This window comes from Novosphingobium sp. KACC 22771 (genome assembly GCF_028736195.1).
Classification (GTDB): domain Bacteria; phylum Pseudomonadota; class Alphaproteobacteria; order Sphingomonadales; family Sphingomonadaceae; genus Novosphingobium.
Window position 1 is genome coordinate 2752700 of the sequence record NZ_CP117881.1, and the last position, 20193, is coordinate 2772892.

The 20193-nt window shown below is 62.8% G+C and carries 20 protein-coding genes; 10 read left to right on the forward strand and 10 right to left on the reverse strand.

Going from position 1 to position 20193, the window contains the following annotated elements:
- Nucleotides 1–17: 17 nt before the first annotated feature.
- The 3 genes from coaD to PQ467_RS12780 all read right to left on the reverse strand — a co-directional run bounded on the left by coaD (nt 18) and on the right by PQ467_RS12780 (nt 1804).
- Complete coding sequence (gene coaD / locus PQ467_RS12770) at nt 18–554, reverse strand: pantetheine-phosphate adenylyltransferase (protein WP_274173764.1); 537 nt, start codon at nt 552–554, stop codon at nt 18–20.
- A gap of 72 nt (nt 555–626) precedes the next feature.
- Nucleotides 627–1529 carry a polyprenyl synthetase family protein gene (locus PQ467_RS12775; RefSeq protein WP_274173765.1) on the reverse strand — a complete coding sequence of 301 codons (903 nt, stop codon included), beginning with the start codon at nt 1527–1529 and terminating at the stop codon, nt 627–629.
- Between the two features lie 17 nt (nt 1530–1546).
- Nucleotides 1547–1804: an exodeoxyribonuclease VII small subunit gene (locus PQ467_RS12780; protein ID WP_274173766.1), complete on the reverse strand. Its 258-nt coding sequence runs from the start codon at nt 1802–1804 to the stop codon at nt 1547–1549.
- Between the two features lie 128 nt (nt 1805–1932).
- Between PQ467_RS12780 and purL the strand changes: the two genes are divergently transcribed.
- On the forward strand, nt 1933–4086 hold the full coding sequence (gene purL / locus PQ467_RS12785) for a phosphoribosylformylglycinamidine synthase subunit PurL (RefSeq protein ID WP_274173767.1): 2154 nt from the start codon (nt 1933–1935) through the stop codon (nt 4084–4086).
- Between the two features lie 266 nt (nt 4087–4352).
- Here the strand turns inward: purL and serB are convergent, their stop codons facing one another.
- The gene (gene serB / locus PQ467_RS12790; RefSeq protein WP_274173768.1) at nt 4353–5228 is read right to left on the reverse strand and encodes a phosphoserine phosphatase SerB; all 876 of its coding nucleotides are present in this window, start codon (nt 5226–5228) and stop codon (nt 4353–4355) included.
- Here serB and miaA point away from each other — a divergent pair.
- The 7 genes from miaA to leuA all read left to right on the forward strand — a co-directional run bounded on the left by miaA (nt 5221) and on the right by leuA (nt 13579).
- Complete coding sequence (miaA, locus tag PQ467_RS12795) at nt 5221–6189, forward strand: tRNA (adenosine(37)-N6)-dimethylallyltransferase MiaA (RefSeq protein WP_274173769.1); 969 nt, start codon at nt 5221–5223, stop codon at nt 6187–6189. The genes serB and miaA overlap by 8 nt on opposite strands.
- A 256-nt stretch (nt 6190–6445) precedes the next feature.
- On the forward strand, nt 6446–8203 hold the full coding sequence (ilvB, locus tag PQ467_RS12800; RefSeq protein ID WP_274173770.1) for a biosynthetic-type acetolactate synthase large subunit: 1758 nt from the start codon (nt 6446–6448) through the stop codon (nt 8201–8203).
- Nucleotides 8204–8220: 17 nt separating this feature from the next.
- Entirely contained in the window at nt 8221–8736 is a 516-nt protein-coding gene (ilvN, locus tag PQ467_RS12805) for an acetolactate synthase small subunit (RefSeq protein ID WP_274176156.1), read from the forward strand.
- Nucleotides 8737–8859: 123 nt separating this feature from the next.
- Nucleotides 8860–9879 carry a ketol-acid reductoisomerase gene (gene ilvC, locus PQ467_RS12810; RefSeq protein ID WP_168602527.1) on the forward strand — a complete coding sequence of 340 codons (1020 nt, stop codon included), beginning with the start codon at nt 8860–8862 and terminating at the stop codon, nt 9877–9879.
- 74 nt (nt 9880–9953) lie between these two features.
- A complete protein-coding gene (locus PQ467_RS12815) occupies nt 9954–11072 on the forward strand; it encodes a glycosyltransferase (protein ID WP_274173771.1) in 1119 nt (372 codons plus the stop codon).
- On the forward strand, nt 11069–11686 hold the full coding sequence (locus PQ467_RS12820) for a TMEM175 family protein (protein WP_274173772.1): 618 nt from the start codon (nt 11069–11071) through the stop codon (nt 11684–11686). The genes PQ467_RS12815 and PQ467_RS12820 overlap by 4 nt, the downstream gene beginning before the upstream one ends.
- 216 nt (nt 11687–11902) lie before the next feature.
- Nucleotides 11903–13579 (forward strand): 2-isopropylmalate synthase, encoded by a 1677-nt coding sequence (gene leuA / locus PQ467_RS12825; RefSeq protein ID WP_274173773.1) that lies wholly within the window; start codon nt 11903–11905, stop codon nt 13577–13579.
- 136 nt (nt 13580–13715) lie between these two features.
- Here leuA and PQ467_RS12830 read toward each other — a convergent pair whose 3' ends face one another.
- From PQ467_RS12830 to PQ467_RS12840, 3 genes are all read right to left on the reverse strand, one after another.
- Nucleotides 13716–15059, reverse strand: coding sequence for a pyruvate dehydrogenase complex E1 component subunit beta (locus tag PQ467_RS12830; protein ID WP_274173774.1), 1344 nt, complete (start codon nt 15057–15059; stop codon nt 13716–13718).
- A 1-nt stretch (nt 15060) separates the two neighbouring features.
- Entirely contained in the window at nt 15061–16125 is a 1065-nt protein-coding gene (pdhA, locus tag PQ467_RS12835; protein ID WP_274173775.1) for a pyruvate dehydrogenase (acetyl-transferring) E1 component subunit alpha, read from the reverse strand.
- Between the two features lie 142 nt (nt 16126–16267).
- Entirely contained in the window at nt 16268–16552 is a 285-nt protein-coding gene (locus tag PQ467_RS12840; protein ID WP_274173776.1) for an FtsB family cell division protein, read from the reverse strand.
- 221 nt (nt 16553–16773) lie between these two features.
- Here PQ467_RS12840 and PQ467_RS12845 point away from each other — a divergent pair, with 221 nt between their 5' ends.
- Nucleotides 16774–17187, forward strand: coding sequence for a PilZ domain-containing protein (locus tag PQ467_RS12845; RefSeq protein ID WP_274173777.1), 414 nt, complete (start codon nt 16774–16776; stop codon nt 17185–17187).
- Nucleotide 17188: 1 nt separating this feature from the next.
- Here PQ467_RS12845 and PQ467_RS12850 read toward each other — a convergent pair whose 3' ends face one another.
- Both PQ467_RS12850 and PQ467_RS12855 read right to left on the reverse strand, forming a co-directional pair.
- Nucleotides 17189–18565 carry a cytochrome P450 gene (locus tag PQ467_RS12850; RefSeq protein ID WP_274173778.1) on the reverse strand — a complete coding sequence of 459 codons (1377 nt, stop codon included), beginning with the start codon at nt 18563–18565 and terminating at the stop codon, nt 17189–17191.
- Nucleotides 18558–19721: a hypothetical protein gene (locus PQ467_RS12855; protein ID WP_274173779.1), complete on the reverse strand. Its 1164-nt coding sequence runs from the start codon at nt 19719–19721 to the stop codon at nt 18558–18560. The genes PQ467_RS12850 and PQ467_RS12855 overlap by 8 nt, the downstream gene beginning before the upstream one ends.
- Between PQ467_RS12855 and PQ467_RS12860 the strand changes: the two genes are divergently transcribed.
- Complete coding sequence (locus PQ467_RS12860; RefSeq protein WP_274173780.1) at nt 19714–19998, forward strand: hypothetical protein; 285 nt, start codon at nt 19714–19716, stop codon at nt 19996–19998. The genes PQ467_RS12855 and PQ467_RS12860 overlap by 8 nt on opposite strands.
- Here PQ467_RS12860 and PQ467_RS12865 read toward each other — a convergent pair.
- Nucleotides 19992–20174 (reverse strand): hypothetical protein, encoded by a 183-nt coding sequence (locus PQ467_RS12865; protein WP_274173781.1) that lies wholly within the window; start codon nt 20172–20174, stop codon nt 19992–19994. The two genes, PQ467_RS12860 and PQ467_RS12865, sit on opposite strands and share 7 nt — an antisense overlap.
- Between the last annotated feature and the right edge of the window lie 19 nt (nt 20175–20193).

Consider the following 20193-nt stretch of genomic DNA (forward strand, 5'->3'; position numbering starts at 1 on the left):
CGAAAATTCGGCACGGCTCATCCATCGTCTCCCATTCGCCCGACTTTATCAATACGCGCCATGACATCGGCGCGGACGGCGGGGCTGACGAATTTGGCGATTTCACCGCCGAACAGCGCGATTTCCTTGACCAGTTTGCTGGCGATGGGCTGAAGCGAGACATCGGCCATCAGGAAGACCGTCTCGATCCCTGCATTCAACTGCTGGTTCATGCCGGCCATCTGATATTCATATTCGAAATCGGCCACCGCGCGCAGACCGCGCAGGATCACACTGGCCCCCTGCCTCTCGGCAAATTTCATCAAGAGTGCGTTGAAGCCCACCACGCTGACATTATCCAGCCCCATATCGGCCACTTCGCGCGTGACCATGGCCATCCGCTCGTCGGGCGTAAACAGCGGGTTTTTCGAGGGATTGGTGGTGACGCCAATGATCAGACGATCCACCAGCTTGGCCCCGCGCCGGATGATATCGGCATGGCCCAGCGTGATCGGGTCAAAGGTGCCGGGATAAACGCCGACCCGCTCGGTCAGCCCATGAAGTATATTTGCCATGCCTGACCCCTGCGCTCCCCCGGCCTAAGATTGCCTTATGCGTAAAGCCGGAGAAGCACCCGGTCTAGCCTCTTAACGATCCCGTTCAACGATAAAGCGGGCAAGAGCGCGCAGCAGGTCGGCCTCGGGGCCATGGCTGGCCAAATGGGCAATCGCCTGATCGATCAGCAGCCGCGCCTGTTCGCGCGCGCGCTCGGCGCCCAGCAGCGAGACGAAAGTTTCCTTGCCCGCCTCGGCGTCCTTGCGCAAAGCCTTGCCTGCCAGCGCCGCATCGCCCTCATGGTCGAGCAGATCATCGACGATCTGGAACGCCAGCCCGATGTCGCGGGCATAGGCGCGCAGATGGCGGCGCCCCTCAGCGGGCACCTTGCCCAGAATCGCTCCCAGTTCGACCGCCGCGCCCAGCAGCGCGCCCGTCTTGAGCTGTTGCAGGCGCGTCACCGTGGCCAGATCAAAGCTAGAGGTTTCGGCGGCAATGTCCATCATCTGGCCGCCCGCCATGCCGTTGTGGCCGCTGGCCGTGGCCAAAGTCGTCACCAGTTCGACCCGTACAAAGGGATCTCCGCTGGTGGCCGTATCGGCCAGCAGTTCAAAGGCAAAGCATTGCAGCGCATCGCCCGCCAGAACCGCCGTCGCCTCGTCAAAGGCCAGATGCAGCGTCGGCTTGCCATGGCGCAGCGCGTCATTGTCCATGCAGGGCAGATCGTCATGGATCAGCGAATAGACATGCACCGCCTCGATGGCCGCGCCCACGCGCACCGCCGCATTGCGGTCCACCCCATACATATCGGCCACCGCGGCCACCAGCAGCGGCCGCACGCGCTTGCCCCCGCCGATCGTGGCATAGCGCATGGCCTCAAACAGGCGCGCGCGCGGATCCTCGGGAACCGGCAGCAGCGAATCGAAAGCAGCGTCGATGTCGGCCTGAATGCTTTTCAGCCCCTGAGCCAGCAGATTATCGGTCACAACAGCCATGGCTTGCCCCTTCCCCTTTATTGTTCGTCGAGCGGGCGCAGACCGGCGGGCGCGCCATCGGGCCCGGCCACGATACGTTCGATGCGCGCCTGCGCCGAATCCAGCCGCGCCTGACATGCCTTGCGCAGCGATTCGCCGCGCTCATACAAGGTGATCGATTCATCGAGCGGCACTTCGCCGCCTTCCAGCCGCCGCACGACATCTTCCAATGCGCGCAGGGCGTCTTCGAAACTAAGACTGGAAAGCTCGGGCGAAGTTGCAATTTCTTGGCTCATGGGTGCAGCCATGGACATAATTGACACGCCCGGTCAAGGCTCCCCCAAGGGCATCGCGAAACTATACACGTTCATGAGCGACCGATACGCTCTGGAAATCTGCCGACCATGGCGCTAAGGGCGCGACCATGACAAACGCCGCCAGCACGATCACCCCCGAAGTTGTCGCCGCCCACGGGCTTAGCACTGAGGAGTATGACAAGGTTCTCCACGCACTCGGCCGTGAGCCGAACCTTGTGGAACTGGGCATTTTCTCGGTCATGTGGTCGGAGCATTGCTCGTACAAGTCGAGCCGCATCCACCTGAAGAAGCTGCCGACCGAGGCGCCCTGGGTCATCTGCGGCCCCGGTGAAAACGCAGGCGTCATCGATATCGGCGATGGTCAGGCCGCCATCTTCAAGATGGAATCGCACAACCACCCGTCCTATATCGAACCCTATCAGGGCGCCGCGACCGGCGTTGGCGGCATCTTGCGCGACGTGTTCACCATGGGCGCGCGCCCGGTGGCCAACATGAACGCGCTGCGTTTCGGCCGCCCCGATCATCCCAAGATGAAGCATCTGGTGCAAGGCGTGGTTGCGGGCATCGGCGGCTATGGCAATTGCGTGGGCGTGCCCACCGTTGGCGGCGAAACCAATTTCCACAAGGCCTATGACGGCAACGTCCTTGTGAACGCGATGACTGTCGGCGTGGCCGACACGGACAAGATTTTCTATTCCGCCGCCACGGGCGTGGGCAATCCCATCGTCTATGTCGGCTCAAAGACCGGGCGCGACGGCATCCACGGCGCCACCATGGCCAGCGCCGATTTTGGCGATGACATCGAGGAAAAGCGCCCGACCGTGCAGGTTGGCGATCCTTTCGTCGAAAAGCTGCTGATCGAAGCCTGCCTCGAACTGATGGCCACCGACGCCATCGTCGCCATTCAGGACATGGGCGCCGCCGGCCTCACCTCCTCTTCGGTGGAAATGGCCACCAATGGCAAGGCCGGCATCATCCTCAACATGGACAAGGTGCCCTGCCGCGAAGAGGGCATGACGCCCTATGAAATGATGCTCTCGGAAAGCCAGGAGCGTATGCTCATGGTGCTGAAGCCCGGCAAGGAGCCGATGGCCGAAGCGATCTTCAAGAAGTGGGAACTCGACTTTGCCGTCATCGGCGAAGTGACCGACACCGGCCATATGGTGCTGACCTTCAAGGGTGAAGAAGTCTGCAACATCCCGCTCGGCCCTCTGGCCGAAGATGCCCCGCTTTATGATCGCCCCTCGGTCGCAACCCCCAAGCCTGCGCCTTTGAGCGAAGTGGCCGAAAGCGCGGACATTGGCGCGGATCTGCTGAAACTGATCGGTTGCCCGGATCTGGCCTCGCGCAAGTGGATTTTCGAGCAATACGATTCGCAGGTCGGCGGCGACACGATGCAGAAGTCGGGCGGCGATGCAGCCGTGGTGCGTGTGCATGGCACTGACAAGGCGCTGGCCATCAGCACCGACTGCACCCCGCGCTATTGCTTCGTCGATCCGTATGAGGGCGGCAAGCAGGCCGTGGCCGAAACATGGCGCAACATCTGCGCGGTGGGCGCAACGCCGCTGGCGATCACCAACTGCCTCAACTTCGCCAACCCGCAGCGCCCCGAAATCATGGGCCAGATCGTGGGCTGCCTCGAAGGCATGGGCGATGCCTGCCGCGCGCTGGACTATCCCATCGTGTCGGGCAACGTCTCGCTCTATAACGAATCGAAGGCCACCGGCGGCGGTTCGGCCATCCTGCCCACGCCCGCGATCGGCGGCGTCGGCCTGATGCTGAACCACGAAAAGATGGCCACCGTGAAGTTCAAGAAGGCGGGTGATGCGATCTGGCTGATCGGGCCGGAAGGCTCGCACCTTGGCCAGTCGATCTGGCTGCGCGAAACCACCGGGCGCGAGGAAGGCCCCGCCCCCGTGGTCGATCTCGACCTCGAACGCCGCAATGGCGAAACCGTGCGCCAACTGATCGCCGATGGCGTGGCGACGGCTGTGCATGACATTTCGGATGGCGGCCTGCTGGTGGCCCTTGCAGAAATGGCGATGGCGGGCGGCATTGGCGCGCGACTCGACGTAACGCTCAACACCGCGCAGGCCTTTGGCGAGGACCAGTCGCGCTATGTCGTGACCACGGCGGGTGATGTTGTGCTCGAAGGCGCTGTGCGTCTGGGCACGGTTGGCGGCGCGGATGTCGCGGGCGTGTTGGTGTCCGATCTGAAGCGCGCCCATGAGGCATTCTTCAAGGATTGGATGGAGGGGTAAGCTTGGCTTGGGGGCCTTGTGGCCTCCGGCCAGTTATGCCTCCGGCGGGCAAAGGGCCTCGGCCCTTTGCAATCCCATTTTGGGGTTGCGTCAGGCCTGCCATGCCCTGCTTGATACGATGAATTGAAAAGCCTGCGGCGCCATTTAAAGCGCCGCAGGCTTTCATTTTTCAACGCTGCGCCGTTCAGCCTTAGCCGACCCCATAGCGCCTCCAGTAACGGGATTGCAAAGGGCCTCCGCCCTTTGCCCGGCGGAGGCAAAATCCCTTAGCCCAAAACCCAATCCTTCTCCGCCACACCCAACAACCGCAACACCGAGGTCAAATCCCCGCGATCCACCCAGCCATTGGCCGCCGCACGCGCCTTGGGCTTTGCCTCAAACGCCACACCATAGGCCGCCGCCTCGATCATCGGAATGTCATTGGCGCCATCGCCAGTGGCCAGCGCAACCGCCCCCTCGCCCAGCGCCGCCATTTCTTCGAGCAGCGTGGCCTTCTTGGTGCTGCTGTCACAGATCGGGCCGTCGAGCCCGCCGGTCAGCCGCCCATCCGCCACCGCGAGGCGATTGGCCACCACGCGCTCAAAACCAAGCTGCTCGGCGACGGGATCGGCAAATTGATGGAAACCGCCCGTAACCAGCACCGTGCGGCAGCCCTTGGCCTTGAGCGTTTCGACCAGCACCTTGGCGCCCTTCATCGGCGCAATGCGCTGGTCAAGGCAATCCTGGATCGCCTGCGCGGGCAGGTCCTTGAGCAGCCCCACGCGCTCGGTCAACGCCTGGGCAAAGTCGAGTTCGCCGCGCATGGCGCGCTCGGTAATATCGGCGACGCGGTCCTTGATGCCCGCAAAATCGGCCAATTCGTCAATACATTCGGCCGAAATCATCGTCGAATCCATGTCCGAGATGAACAGCTTGGGGATACGGATCTTGTGATCCACGATCAGCGCGTCGGACACGCCCACATGGGTGTCGATGGCTCCGCGCAGATCCTCCAGCGACACGCCCTCAACGATGATTTCCCACACGTCGCCGGGCAATTCGCGCGCATCGGCCGAAGCATCGCCTTCGCTCAAAGCCTCCAGCAGCAGATCAATCCTTGCCGACAGGTCCACGCAATCTGCTAATACGCGCGCAATGAGCACCGAAATATCCCTTCATTCATCGACCGGCCCGTCAGCCCGCCCTTTGGTCGGCCTCATCGCAGGCCCGACCGCCAGCGGCAAGAGCGATATTGCCATGAGCCTTGCGCGCGCGCTGGAAAGTTCCGGGCGGCGCGCGGTCATCGTCAATGCCGACAGCGCCCAGCTTTACGCCGACCTGCCGGTTCTCTCGGCGGCCCCCTCGGCGCAGGAGCAGGCGGAAGTCCCGCACCGGCTCTATGGCGCATGGGATGGTGCGCAAAGCTGCTCGGCCGCCGATTGGGCGGCGCGGGCGCGTGAGGAAATTGCCGCAGCCCATGGCGCGGGCGCCGTGCCGATCCTTGTGGGCGGTACGGGGCTTTATCTGCGCACGCTGCTCTATGGCATCGCGCCCGTGCCCGAGATTGCGCCCAGCGTGCGCGAGGCCGTGCGCGCCATGCCGGTGGAGGCCGCGTATCCGGAATTGACGCGCCTTGACCCCGAACGCGCCGCCGCGCTGCATGCCAATGACACCACCCGCGTCCATCGCGCTCTGGAGGTCGTACTCTCCACCGGCCAGACGCTGAGCCATTGGCAGCAAAGGCTGGAGGGCGGCATTGGCGAGAGCATCCGGCTGTCCCCGCTGGTCCTGTTGCCCGACCGCGACTGGCTCTATGAACGCTGCGACCGGCGCTTTGGGTTGATGGTGCGGCAGGGCGCCTTGGAGGAAGTCGAAGCGCTGATGGCACGCGGGCTTGATCCGGCGTTGCCGGTGATGCGGGCGATCGGGGTGTCCTCGCTGGCGGCGCATCTGCGCGGCGAGATGACATTGGCAGAGGCGATGGCCGATGGCGCGCAGGCAACGCGCCAGTATGCCAAGCGCCAATACACTTGGTTTCGCCACCAGCCGCCCGCCCATTGGCCCCGCGCGTCCGATACAAATTTCACCATAAAATCTCATTTTGATATTTTATTTCACGATTAATCCTTGACGAGACATTTTGCATCACCTAGAGCCCAACCCGTCATCGGCAGTCGGACGTGCGCCCATAGCGAACGCGCCCGTGGGCCGATGGGGCATCAATGGACGAGCCCGCGAGAAACGGCTGAATTTCGCGGTTTTGCTCCATTTCCCCTCTTGCGCAGCAGGCCAAGCTTGGCCATGGCCGCGCGATTGTCGTGAGCACGCACCCCATACGGGGCCGGTGGCCGCAAACATTGTGATAGAAGGATGTATTCCCGTGAGCCAAGAGCTGAGCGGTGCGCAAATTCTGGTTGAAAGCCTTGCCCGTCAGGGGGTCGAATGCGTATTCGGCTATCCGGGCGGCGCGGTGCTGCCGATCTATGACGCGTTGTTTAACGATGCACGCATGCGCCACATCCTTGTCCGCCACGAAGCGGGCGCGGCCCATGCCGCCGAAGGCTATGCGCGCTCCACCGGCAAGCCCGGCGTGGTGCTGGTCACATCCGGCCCCGGCGCGACCAATGCCGTCACCGGCATTGCCGACGCCTTTCTCGATTCGATCCCAATGGTGGTCATCACCGGACAGGTCGGCACGCCGCTGATCGGTTCGGACGCGTTTCAGGAGGCCGACACCGTTGGCATCACGCGCCACTGCTGCAAGCACAATTATCTGGTCAAGGACCCGGCCGATCTGGCCAAGGTGATCGACGAGGCATTTCAGATCGCCACGACGGGCCGCCCCGGCCCGGTCGTTATCGACATCCCCAAGGATGTTCAGATCGCCACCGCCAGCTTCCCCGAAGGTCCGGTCCAGCGCCGCAACCGCTACCAGCCGCGTCTGGCGGGCAGCGAGAGCGAGATCGCGCAGGCGGTTGAACTGCTGGCCAATGCCAAGGCGCCGGTGTTCTATACCGGCGGCGGTGTCATCAACTCCGGCCCCCGCGCCTCCGAACTGCTGCGCCAGCTTCAGGCGCTGAGCGGCGCGCCGGTCACCTCGACGCTGATGGGTCTGGGCGCGTTTCCGGCCGATCATGACGACTGGCTGGGCATGCTGGGCATGCATGGCACGTATGAGGCCAACTGGGCGATGAATCAGGCCGACCTGATCCTGTGCATCGGCGCGCGCTGGGATGACCGCGTGACGGGCCGGTTGGACGCTTTTGCGCCCAATTCGACCAAGATCCACATCGACATCGACCGTTCCAGCATCAACAAGATCGTCCGCGTCGATCTGCCCATCGTCGGCGATTGCGCGACCGTTCTGGGCCAGATGGTCGAGGCCTGGGAAAATGCCAAGGGGGGCAATCGCAAGCCACAGGACCTGAGCGCGTGGAAAGAGCGCGTGAAGGGCTGGAAGGCGAAGAAGAGCCTGTCCTATCCGCGCTATAACAGCACGATCGCCCCGCAATATGCGATCGAGCGCCTGTTCGAGCTGACCAAGGACCGCGATCCCGTCATCAGCACCGAGGTCGGCCAGCATCAGATGTGGGCGGCCCAGTATTTCCACTTCTTCGGCCCCAACAAGTGGCTGACGAGCGGGGGCCTTGGCACGATGGGTTATGGCCTGCCCGCCGCCATCGGCGCTCAATTGGGCAATCCCGACAGTCTGGTGATCGACATTGCCGGCGACGCCTCGATCCAGATGAACATTCAGGAACTGGGCACCGCGACGCAATATCGCCTGCCGGTCAAGGTGTTCATCTTGAACAACGAATGGATGGGCATGGTCCGCCAGTGGCAGGAACTGACCTATGAGAGCCGTTATTCGAACAGCTATTCGGACTCGCTGCCCGATTTCGTGAAGCTGGCCGAAGCCTATGGCTGGAAGGGCATCCGCATCCAGAACGAATCCGAACTGGACGCAGGCATTCAGGCGATGATCGACCATCCGGGTCCGGTGATCGTGGATTGCTGTGTTCACAAGGAAACCAACTGCTTCCCGATGATCCCCTCGGGCGCGGCGCATACCGACATGATCCTCTATGGCGACAATGTGGCCGGGATCATCGACGATGAAGCGCGGGCGCTGGTGTAAGGAGGGCGAGAGAGATGATGAAGATCAAGCACGCCGCCGAGGAACGCCATGTCCTGATGCTGGTGGTCGACAATGAGGCGGGCATTCTGGCCAAGATCGCGGGTCTGTTCACCGCGCGCGGCTATAATATCGACAGCCTGACCGTGTCGGAAATTACCGAGGACCACACGACCAGCCGCATCACCATCGTGACGCATGGCCCGCCCGATGTGATCGACCAGATCCATGCCCAGCTCGACCGCCTTGTGCCGGTGCACAAGGTGATCGATCTGACCGAGGAAGGCCCCTATGTCGAGCGCGAACTGGCGCTGGTCAAGGTGGTGGGCAAGGGCGAGAACCGGGTCGAGGCGCTGCGCCTTGCCGATGTGTTCCGCGCGCGCCCCGTCGACACCACGACGCAGAGCTTCATTTTCGAGCTGACCGGCACGCCTGACAAGATCGACATGTTCGTCAGCCTGATGAACGAGCTGGGCCTTGTCGAAACCGCCCGCACGGGGGTTGTCGGCATGGTGCGGGGCACGCGGAAATCCTGAACTTGACCGGGGCGACAGTCTGATGCAGATGCCGCGCCAAATCTGAAACCCGCCACCGACAGGTGGCACCTGTCCAGCCCCTTTGGAAAGCGCCATGCGCGGGGGCATGCAAGGGGAATTGCTGTGAAGGTCTATTACGACGCCGACGCCGATCTGAACCTGATCGTCAACAAGAAGATCGCCATCCTCGGCTATGGTTCGCAGGGCCACGCCCATGCGCAGAACCTGCGCGATTCGGGCGTCAAGGAAGTGGCCATCGCGCTGCGTCCCGGTTCGGCCTCGGCCGCCAAGGCGGAAGGCGCCGGTTTCAAGGTTCTGTCGAACGCTGATGCCGCTGCCTGGGCCGACGTTCTCATGATCCTGGCCCCCGACGAGCATCAGGCTGCGATCTATGCTGCCGACCTGCACGCCAATCTGAAGCCGGGCGCTGCTCTGGCTTTCGCGCATGGCCTGAACGTCCACTTCGGCCTGATCGAGCCGCGCGCCGACATCGACGTGATCATGATCGCCCCCAAGGGCCCGGGCCACACCGTGCGCGGCGAATATGTGAAGGGCGGCGGCGTGCCCTGCCTGGTCGCCATTCATCAGAACGTGACCGGCAACGCGCATGACATCGCTCTGGCCTATGCCTCGGGCGTTGGCGGCGGCCGCAGCGGCATCATCGAAACCAACTTCCGCGAAGAATGCGAAACCGACCTGTTCGGCGAGCAGGCTGTGCTTTGCGGCGGCGCCACGGCGCTGGTTCAGGCCGGTTTCGAAACGCTGGTCGAGGCTGGTTATGCGCCGGAGATGGCCTATTTCGAATGCCTTCACGAGCTGAAGCTGATCGTCGACCTGATGTATGAAGGCGGTATCGCCAACATGCGCTATTCGATCTCGAACACCGCCGAATATGGCGACATCGTGACCGGTCCGCGCATCATCACCGACGAAACGAAGAAGGAAATGAAGCGCGTTCTGGAAGACATCCAGTCGGGCCGCTTCGTGAAGAACTTCGTTCTCGACAACCGCGCCGGTCAGCCCGAGCTGAAGGCTTCGCGCATCGCCGCCAAGCGTCACCCGATCGAGGAAACCGGCGCCAAGCTGCGCGCCATGATGCCCTGGATCGGCGCCAACAAGCTGGTTGACCAGACGAAGAACTAAACGTTCTTTCCTGATCGCACGGAAGCGCGCCCGGCAGCCTTGCCCGGCGCGCTTTCTTGTTTATGGCTGGGGCGATGATGATGCGCGCCGACCATATCCTGATCTGTTTCCACGATTTCAACCGGGGCGGCACCGAACGCATTGCGCTGGGCATGGCGCGGCGCTGGCTGGATCAGGGGCGGCGGGTCACGATCCTGTGCGGCGCGCGGACTGGGGGCCTTGAGGATACGGTCGATCCGCGCATTACGGTGGTTGAACTGGACCCGCCGCTGCCGCGCAGCCTGACCTCGCGTCTGCGGCTCGGCCCGGCGATGGCGCCCTATGTCAAGCGCCTGAGGCCCGACGTCATCTTCCTGCCCGGCAATTTCCATTTCCCGCTGATCCCCGCGCTGGCCAAAGTGCGGGGGCGCGCCGCGTTGGTAGCCAAGATTTCCAATCCCGCCGTGCCCAAAGGGATTGTGGCCGGGCCGGTGCGCTGGCTGCTGCGCCGTTTTGCCCGCGATCTGGACGGATTTGCCGCGATGAACACCGGGCTTGAGGCCGAGATCCGCGCCATCGCGCCATGGGTGAATGTAACGACGCTTTATGACCCGGTCTTTCTGGCCGATCATCCCGCCGTCCATCGCCCCAGCGGGGACCGACTGGAGATCCTGTGGGCGGGTCGGTTTGAGCCGCAAAAGGATGCGCCGCTCGCGCTCAAAACCATCGCGGCGCTCAATCGGATCACGCCTGCGCGCCTGACCATGCTGGGCGAAGGCTATCTGCGCCCGCGCATGGAAAACATGGCGGCCCGTATAGGGCTGGGCGACAAAGTGCGCTTCATGGGCCATGTCCCTGCCATCGACCCTTTTCTGGCCGATGCCGACGTGCTGTTCGTCTCCAGCACGTTTGAGGGCGGCCCCGCCGTGGCGGTCGAGGCGCTGGCCCATGGCGTGCCGGTGGTGTCGACCGATTGCTCGCATTTCCTGCGCGACATCATGACCATTCCGGAGGCGGGCATGATCGTGCCCTGTCGCAAAGCTGATCCGCTGTCCCATGGACTGCTGAGCGTGACGCGCGCGCCCCGCCCCTCGCCCGCGCTACTGCGCCCGTTGATCGCCCATCTGGCGGCCGATCCTTGTGCGGATGCCTATCTGGCGTGGTTCGACCGGGTGGTGCATGATCGCGCCAGCGGCCAAACGGAGGCACCATGAGCGAGAGTGAACTGGAAAGTCGGGGCAGCATCGGACGGATCGAGGCGTTTTCCGATGGTGTGCTCGCGATCATTGTCACCATCATGGTGCTCGAACTGCACGCCCCCGCGGAGGAGGGCTGGCAACCCCTGCTCCGCCTCTGGCCTGTGTTCCTCGCCTATGTTCTCAGCTTTACCTATGTGGCGATCTATTGGGTGAACCATCACCGGCTGCTGGCCCATGCACGGCGGGTGACCAATCGGCTGGTGTGGAACAATATGGGGCTGCTCTTCACGCTCTCGCTGGTGCCTTTCGCCACCGCCTATCTGGGCGAGCATCATTTCAGCCGGGAGGCAACGATGCTCTATCTGGCCGTGATGCTGACGCCTGCGGTCTGCTATCTCCCCCTGCAGGCCGATGTCCGCCGCCACGGCCACCGCACCCCCGTTGCCGAGGATTATTACCGCACCAGCACGCGCAAGGGGACGGCTTCGACGCTGCTCTATCTGGCGGGTTTTGGCCTTGCCTTGTGGCATCCGTGGGCGGGCATCGCCTGCGCGGGCGCGGTGGCGGTGCTGTGGTTCCTGCCCGCCGGGCCGGTGGATCGCCTGTTCGACGCCTGCGGCGCGCGTTGAGCAGAACCGCTTTGTCCTTTCGCCTTGCGGCGCAATCAAGACTTTACTTCACGCCGCTATCGCGCCATAGGCTTTCCCCATGATCGCTCATCTGGACCTTACCCTGCGACTTATCCGCCCTTGGGCGTGAGCTGGCGTGCCGGTTGAGCGCGCGCGGCGCTCAAGGGTGCAAGCATCAAGCCTCAAGTCGCCTATCCAGCTTTACGAGATCCTGACATGTCCATGCTGAAAGACCCCTCGGTCAAGTATCGTCCGTTTCCCACGATCAACATCCCTGATCGCACCTGGCCCTCCAAGGTGATCGAGAAAGCCCCTCGCTGGCTCTCGACCGACCTGCGCGACGGCAACCAGAGCCTGATCGACCCCATGGGCGCGGAAAAGAAGAACCGCTTCTTTGATCTGCTGCTCAAAGTGGGCCTGAAGGAAATCGAGGTCGGTTTTCCGAGCGCAGGCGCGACCGAGTATGATTTCATTCGCGGCCTCGTCGATCAGGGCCGCGTGCCCGACGACGTGCTGATCCAGGTGCTGACGCAGGCGCGCGAGGATCTGATCAAGACCAGCTTTGAATCGTTGGCGGGCATTCATTCGGCCATCGTCCATGTTTACAACGCCGTTTCGCCGCTGTGGCGCAATGTCGTGTTCGGTATGGAAAAGCCGCAGGTGCGCGGGATCGCTGAAAACGCCGCCAAGCTGCTGCGCGACAATGCCGCACGTTTCCCGCAGACCAAGTGGCAGTTCGAATACAGCCCCGAAACATTCTCCACCGCCGAACTGGATTTCAGCATCGAGTGCTGTGAGGCGGTGATGAACATTCTCCAGCCGACGCCGGAGAACCCGATCATCCTGAACCTGCCCGCGACGGTCGAATGCGCAACGCCCAATGTTTACGCCGACCAGATCGAGTATTTCTGCCGCAACCTGCCCAATCGCGAAAGCGCGGTGATCTCGCTGCACACGCATAATGATCGCGGGACGGGCGTGGCGGCGGCCGAGCTGGGCCTGATGGCCGGTGCGGATCGCGTCGAGGGATGTCTGTTTGGCAATGGTGAGCGCACGGGCAATTGCTGCCTGGTGACCGTCGCCATGAATATGTACACGCAGGGCGTGGCGCCGGGTCTGGATTTCTCGGACATCGACGAGGTGATCCAAACGGTTGAATATTGCAACCAGCTGCCCGTGGCCGAGCGCCATCCCTATGGCGGCGAACTGGTGTTCACCGCTTTTTCCGGCAGCCATCAGGACGCGATCAAGAAGGGCTTTGCCGCACAGGAAGCGCGCAATGACCAGCTCTGGGCCGTGCCCTATCTGCCGATCGACCCGGCCGATCTGGGCCGTTCGTATGAGGCCGTCATCCGCGTCAATTCGCAGAGCGGCAAGGGCGGCTTTGCCTGGGTGCTGGAGCAGGATCAGGGGCTGAAACTGCCCAAGAAGATGCAGGCGCATTTCAGCCGCCATGTTCAGGAACTGGCCGATGAGCTTGGTCGCGAACTGGTGGCGGGCGACATCTGGGATGTGTTCCAGCGCGTCTATTACGTCAACGATCCCCAGCATCTGCAACTGGTCGATTACGAGGAAGCCCGCGCGCCCGACGGCACCCGCGTGTTCGCCGGCAAAATCGGCGTCGATGGTCAGGAACGCAGCGTCTCCGGGCGTGGCAATGGTCTGATCTCCTCGGTCGTCGCCACGCTGGCGCAGCATTTCGGGGTCGAGATCTCGGTGAAGGACTATTCCGAACACGCGCTCTCGTCAGGGTCTGAGGCCAAGGCGGCGGCCTATATCGAAGCCGTCGGCCCCGATGGCCAGACCGTGTGGGGCGTTGGCCTCGACAATGATATCGCCACCGCCTCGGTGCGCGCGGTACTGAGCGCGGCCAATGCGTTGAAAACCGCCTGATCCAAAGCGTATCGGCAAAAGGAAAGGCCGGGGAGCGATCCCCGGCCTTTCCTTTTGCGCGCCATACAGCGCCCAAAGAAAAAGGCGCCCCGTGCCTTTCGGCAGGAGCGCCCAATTCCTCAGCCAAAAGCCCTGCTTAGCGATAGCAGACCTTCTTGACCGCCTCGACGATGCGCGGCGTGTTGATCAGAGCGGCCTTTTCGAGGTTCGCTGCATAGGGCAGCGGAACGTCTTCATTGCACACGCGGACAACCGGCGCGTCGAGATGGTCGAAGCCGTCCTCCATTGCGATGGCCGCGATTTCCGAAGCGATCGAGCAGGTCGGCCAGCCTTCTTCGGCCACGACGATGCGGTTGGTCTTGGCCAGCGAGGCCAGCACCGTTTCCTTGTCCAGCGGACGCAGCGTGCGCAGGTCGATAACCTCGGCATCAATGCCCTCGCCCGCCAGTTCCTCGGCGGCTTCCAGCGCCAGGCCCACGCCGATCGAATAGGACACGATGGTCACGTCCTTGCCCTCACGCATGATGCGGGCCTTGCCGATGGGCAGAACGTGATCGTCCAGCTCGGGCAGTTCAAACGAACGGCCATAGATCAGCTCGTTTTCAAGAAACACAACCGGATCTTCGCTGCGGATGGCGGCCTTGAGCAGGCCCTTGGCATCCGAAGCGTCATAAGGCGCGATCACGATCAGGCCGGGCACGTTGGCATACCAGGGGCCATAGTTCTGCGAGTGCTGCGCGCCCACGCGGCTGGCGGCGCCGTTCGGGCCACGGAACACCACCGGGCAACGCATCTGGCCGCCCGACATATAGTTGGTCTTGGCCGCCGAGTTGATGATGTGGTCAATCGCCTGCATGGCGAAGTTGAACGTCATGAACTCGATCACCGGGCGCAGACCGCCCATGGCCGCGCCCGTACCGATACCGGCAAAGCCATATTCGGTGATCGGCGTGTCGATGACGCGCTTCGGCCCGAATTCGGCCAGCAGGCCCTGGGTCACCTTATAGGCGCCCTGATATTCGGCCACTTCTTCGCCCATGACAAAGACGCGCGGATCGCGGCGCATTTCCTCGGCCATGGCGTCACGCAGCGCGTCACGCACGGTCGAAGTCTTCATGTTGGTGCCATGGGGCACGACCGGATCGGCCGGACGGGGCGCAGCGGCAGGCGCGGAAGCAGCGGCAACCGGAGCGGCGGCAGGCGCAGCAGCGGGAGCCGAAGCGGCAGGCGCCGCCTCACCTTCGCCGCCGATCAGCGCGATGACCGTGCCGACCTTCACGCCTTCGGTGCCTTCGGCGATCAGGATCGAACCGATGGTGCCTTCGTCCACCGCTTCAAATTCCATCGTCGCCTTGTCGGTTTCGATTTCGGCCAGAATGTCACCCGACTTCACTTCGTCGCCGACCTTGACCAGCCACTTGGCCAGCTTGCCCTCTTCCATGGTGGGCGAGAGAGCGGGCATCTTGAGTTCAATCGCCATCTCAGTAAGTCTCCACCAGAACGTCGGTATAAAGCTCGTTCATCGCCGGTTCGGGCGAGTTTTCGGCAAAATCGGCCGCTTCGGTGCAGATGGTGCGGATGCGCTTTTCGATTTCCTTGAGCTTTTCCTCAGGGATGCCGCGATCCAGCAGGTCCTTCTTGGCCGCCTCGATCGGGTCGCGGTGATCGCGCACTTCGTTGACTTCCTCACGGCTGCGATACTTGGCCGGATCGGACATCGAGTGGCCGCGATAGCGATAGGTGTTGAGTTCCATCAGCACCGGGCCATTGCCCGCACGGACATGCTCAACCGCCAGATTGGCCGCGCTGCGCACTTCCAGAACGTCCATGCCGTTCACATCCATGCCGGGGATGCGGAAAGCCGCGCCGCGACGATGGAAATGCGTTTCGGCCGACGAACGGTTGACCGCCGTACCCATCGCATACTGGTTGTTTTCCACAACAAAGATGATCGGCAGGTTCCACAGAGCTGCCATGTTGAAGCTCTCGTAAACCTGACCCTGGTTGGCCGCGCCATCGCCGAAATAGGCAACGCACAGACCGCCATCCTCATTGTACTGATGCGCAAAGGCCAGACCCGCGCCCAGCGACACCTGCGCACCCACGATGCCGTGGCCGCCGTAGAACTTGTGGCTGGTGCTGAACATGTGCATCGAGCCGCCCTTGCCACGGCTGATACCGGCCTCGCGGCCCGTCAATTCGGCCATGATCACCTTGGGATCGATGCCATAGGCCAGCATGTGGCCATGGTCGCGATAGCCGGTGATGACGCTGTCGTGGCCTTCCTTAAGCGCCGACTGGATGCCGACGGCGACCGCTTCCTGACCGATGTAAAGGTGGCAGAAGCCGCCGATCAGGCCGAGGCCGTACAATTGACCCGCGCGTTCCTCGAATCGGCGGATGAGCACCATCTGCTCATAGAAATGCAGCAATTCCTCATCGCTGGCGGCATAGCGCCGATTGGCCTCATAGGCGGCCTGAAGAGCACTGAGGGAGTTATCGGCTGCGGCGGGTGCCGCATTCTGAATTTTGCCGGTTCTGGCCAAGACGCTTCCCCTGAAGGTCGTTATGTTCAGCCTTGCCTATAGGAGTAAGACTCCGTCCAGCAAACCGTCACATACGAATTTTGTAATAACCGCGCATCACTTCCAATGGCCAACTTGACAGGCCGCAGGAATCACCGCGCGATCAGTTTACCATCATGATGATCTCGTCGGGATGCGCAACATTAAGATTTTTGCGCAGCAATTCTCCGGCCAGATCCGGGTCGGCATGACGCGGATCGAGCAGGTTCACCCGGTTGCGCAATTCGTCGCGCTGCACCGCCAATTTCTGGATCTCCAAACGGCGCTGCTCAAGCAACTGGCGGTTCTCGCTCCATGCCAGCAAACCGCTGGGCCCGGCGATGGCCACGGCGAGCATGATGAGAAGCAGACACAGGGCCACACCCTGCGCCACGGCTTCACGCGCCATTTTCGGCCTGTGCATTCGTTGTCGCATAATTACCAAGAATCATAATTACGTGTCGCTTTCAAGCGGGAACACGCAGGAAACCGGGCAAAACCACCAAATTTTCCGACCAACGCCCGACGCGCCCACCGCCCCTTACGCAAACCAACCTAAGCCCCGATTCAGCACAATTTTGCCGGTCTGACCTAAAGACTCGACCCTGTGTTCCGCTTCAGGACAAAGTCATGTCTCAGTCCGACACCAACAATGATCCCCATGCCGACCAGCGCAATGCTCCGCGCAACAATCTGCTCTTGTCTTCGATCTGCCACTGGCCCAACCGCCATATCGAGGAACGGGTCAAGATCCGCAATGTTTCGGCCACCGGATTGATGGCCGAGGGTACGCATGGCGCAACGGTGGGGGAGATGGTCGTCCTGGAACTGCGCAACATCGGCGCGATCGAAGGCATCGTGGCATGGGTTCAGAGCAACCGCTTCGGCGTGGCCTTTGCCCGCCCGATCGACCCTGTCCTGTTGCGCAGTCCGGCGGAAATCAGCGCAAAGCAGACCGAAACCCGCGACTATTATCAACGCGGCCCCGTTTCCGTGCTGACCCGTCAGGATGAAACACGCTACGACCGCTTGCGCCGCGTCTGATCTATCGCGCCCGCACGATCAGCCCGAATCCTTTACGCGGGCGCAAAGTCAGCCTTGCCACGACCTCTGGCCTGCGCCGCCCGGCGGGATATTCAAGCCGGAAATTGCGGATGATTTCGGCCAAAATCAGCGCCGCCTCCTGCTGGGCAAAACCGGCGCCGATGCAGATTCGCTCGCCCTTGCCAAAGGGTATCCACGCCTCCTTCATCGCCGCGGCGCCTTCGGGCGTGGCGAAACGGTCGGGCGCAAAGGTATGCGGACAGGCCCAATTGCCCGGATTGCGCTGAACCAGCCACGGGGCAACCAGCATCAACTCGCCTGCCCCGATTCGCTTGTCGCGCATGGTGAGATCGGTATCGGACGTGCGCGGCAGAAACCCGACAGGCGGATAGAGCCGCAGCGCCTCGCGATAGAGATTGCGCACCCCGTCGAGCGCTTTGACATGCTCATAGTCGAGCGCCCCGCCCCTGGTCGCCGCCTCGATTTCGGCATGGAGCCGATCCTGCATCTCCGGACATTCGGAGAGCAGATAGAGCGCCCAGCCCAGCGAAGTCGCTGTCGTCTCATGCCCGGCCAGAAAGATCAGCGCCAACTGATCCACAAGTTGCTCCGCGCTGAACCCCGCGCCGGTGACGGGATGGCGGGCATTGAGCAAGGCGTCGAGAATATCGCGCCGCTCGCCCGCCCTCTCCTGCGCCACGCGGGCCGCAACGATGGGGGCAAAGACCGCGCGCACCTTCTGTCCCAATTTCCGCGCGCGCCACTCCAGACCAAAACCGGGCAGGCGATACATGCGCAACAGATGCGCCCGCTGCGACACGGTCTGATACTGGGCAAAGGCGCGATAGACCGCCTCGGCCTCCGCCTCGCCCAGTTTCACCGAAAAAATCGTGCGGAAAATCACATCAGCCGTCACATGAGTCATCAGCGGATCGATGTCCATCGCCGCACCGCCCGCCGCATCGGCCTGCCTACGCATCCGCGCGATCATATCCCGCGTGGCCGCCGCCATCAGCGGAAAGGCGCGCTTAAGATTGGTGTGAACAAAGGCGGGATTAATCATCGCGCGCTGATGCGCCCATTCCTCGCCATTGCTGACAAACACGCTGTTGCCGATCATCGGGGCCAGCATATCGTGCACCATCCGATGCTTGGGAAAACGCGCCGCATCGTCCAGCACCTGTTCGACCAGCGCCATATCATTGACCATGAACGCCCGCCCCGCCGGCAATTGCGTCACCCCCAGTTTCATCGTGTAGGCCCGGCCATGAAGCATATCGAGCCAGCTTTTCCACCAGCCCAGATAGAAGCGGCGGATCAGCCCCGGCTTTTGGGCGAGAGGCACCGGATAGGGCGGAGTAAAAGGACATTCAGGCATTGCATTGGCCTACGTATTCGCCCGCGTATTCGCCCGCATGGCGCTGCGCCTCAAAGGCGGCGATGGATTGCGCGATTGGCCGGGCCGAGGCCACCAGCCCCAGATAGTCCACCGGCGATGCGCGATCCAATCGCCGCAGATAATCGAAATGGGTCTGATACTTGTCCCGCCGCCGCCGGGCATAGTGGGCCGGATCGCAATAGACGAACCATCGCGGCGTGATCTGGACCAGGCCGTCGGGCGCCTCCTTCGCCCGCCCAAGGCAGGGCGCGACCAGCGGCACACAGGCCCCATCCGTGACCGAGGCAATGTCGAGCCAGCGCAAATCGCCCGCCGCCACCGTATCGAGATCCTCGCCAAACCACGCCGCATCCCTCCGACAGGCGATCAGTTGAATGACGCTGCCCAGTGTCACCAGCGCGAAGTGGCGCGGCATCGCCCCGCCCCGCCGCGCCAGCAATCGCGCCATCACCATCACCGACAGGATCGTGCCCGCCGAATGGGCGATCAGCAGCACCTCGTCCCAATCCTCCTCCAGCGCGGCCGCGATGCGTTCGGCAAAACTGTCCAGCCGCGCCTCTAGCCCGGGCGCCTCGCGCCGCGAGATGATCGTGCTGAAAATCACGAAACGCAGCAGCCACAGGCTATGCAGCCGCCTTTGCAACTCCATCGCCAGCGCCCAGCCCAGCCCCAGCGCCACCGGCAGCGCCAGCCATCCCCCGCCCGCCAAGACCCACAGCCCCAGCGCCAGCAGCACAGGCAGCGCGATAAACAGCACTCCGGGCAGGAACAGCGTCTTCCACCCCGCGTGCGGCCAGCGCCGCGCCAAGGTCCAGTCCAGATGGCGGCACAGGTGCCAATAGGTCCTGATCCCCTGCCACAGCAGCGCGGGCGGATGCTTGGCCCAAGTGGCCCGCACAATATCGTCCCACACCAGAAACTCATGCGCGCCGGACACCGCCCCATCCTCACGCGCCAGCGTCCACGCCACATTGCCCCCCGCCCGCCCGCGGGGCGAGAGCGTCAAGCCGCCCTCCTTGCGCGCTTCCTCGGCCAGCAGCGCGTGGTAATAGCGCGCCCCGCGCGGGTCATATCCGGGCAGGTAGAAGATTTTGCGCTTGAAAGCGGGCGCGGGCGCGGGTCTATCCATGGCCATGACCCAGCGCCAATACTGCCTTTTCATGAACGGCCGGATCCGCAACCGCAACATTGGGTGCAAGCGCCATGACAATGCCTATGGCATCAACGGCGGCGGCACGGGGGCGGACCGGCGCCGGGCCGATCATGCGCTCTATGCCCATATGCGCGAAAACCGCGATCCGATGGCCCTGCCGGTCCTGGGCTTTACGCGTTTGTTCGGCTGGTTCTTTTTCAATTATCATGGTCGGCCCTGGCGCGGACAACTGGTCCGCAAGCTCTTTCCGGGCTACTGAATTTGCCCCCCGCGCAACACAGGGCTTGCAACCAAAATGGCGGCAAGGATCGGCATATATGGCATTTTTAGGTGCAAGGCGGGCGGCGGCTGGATAGTCTCGATTTCAGAAAAACAAAACATGCCGACCTTAGTCTGGCTTTCCGATCCGCAACTTTGTGTGGTCGTCTTCATCATCAACCTATCCCTAAGCGAT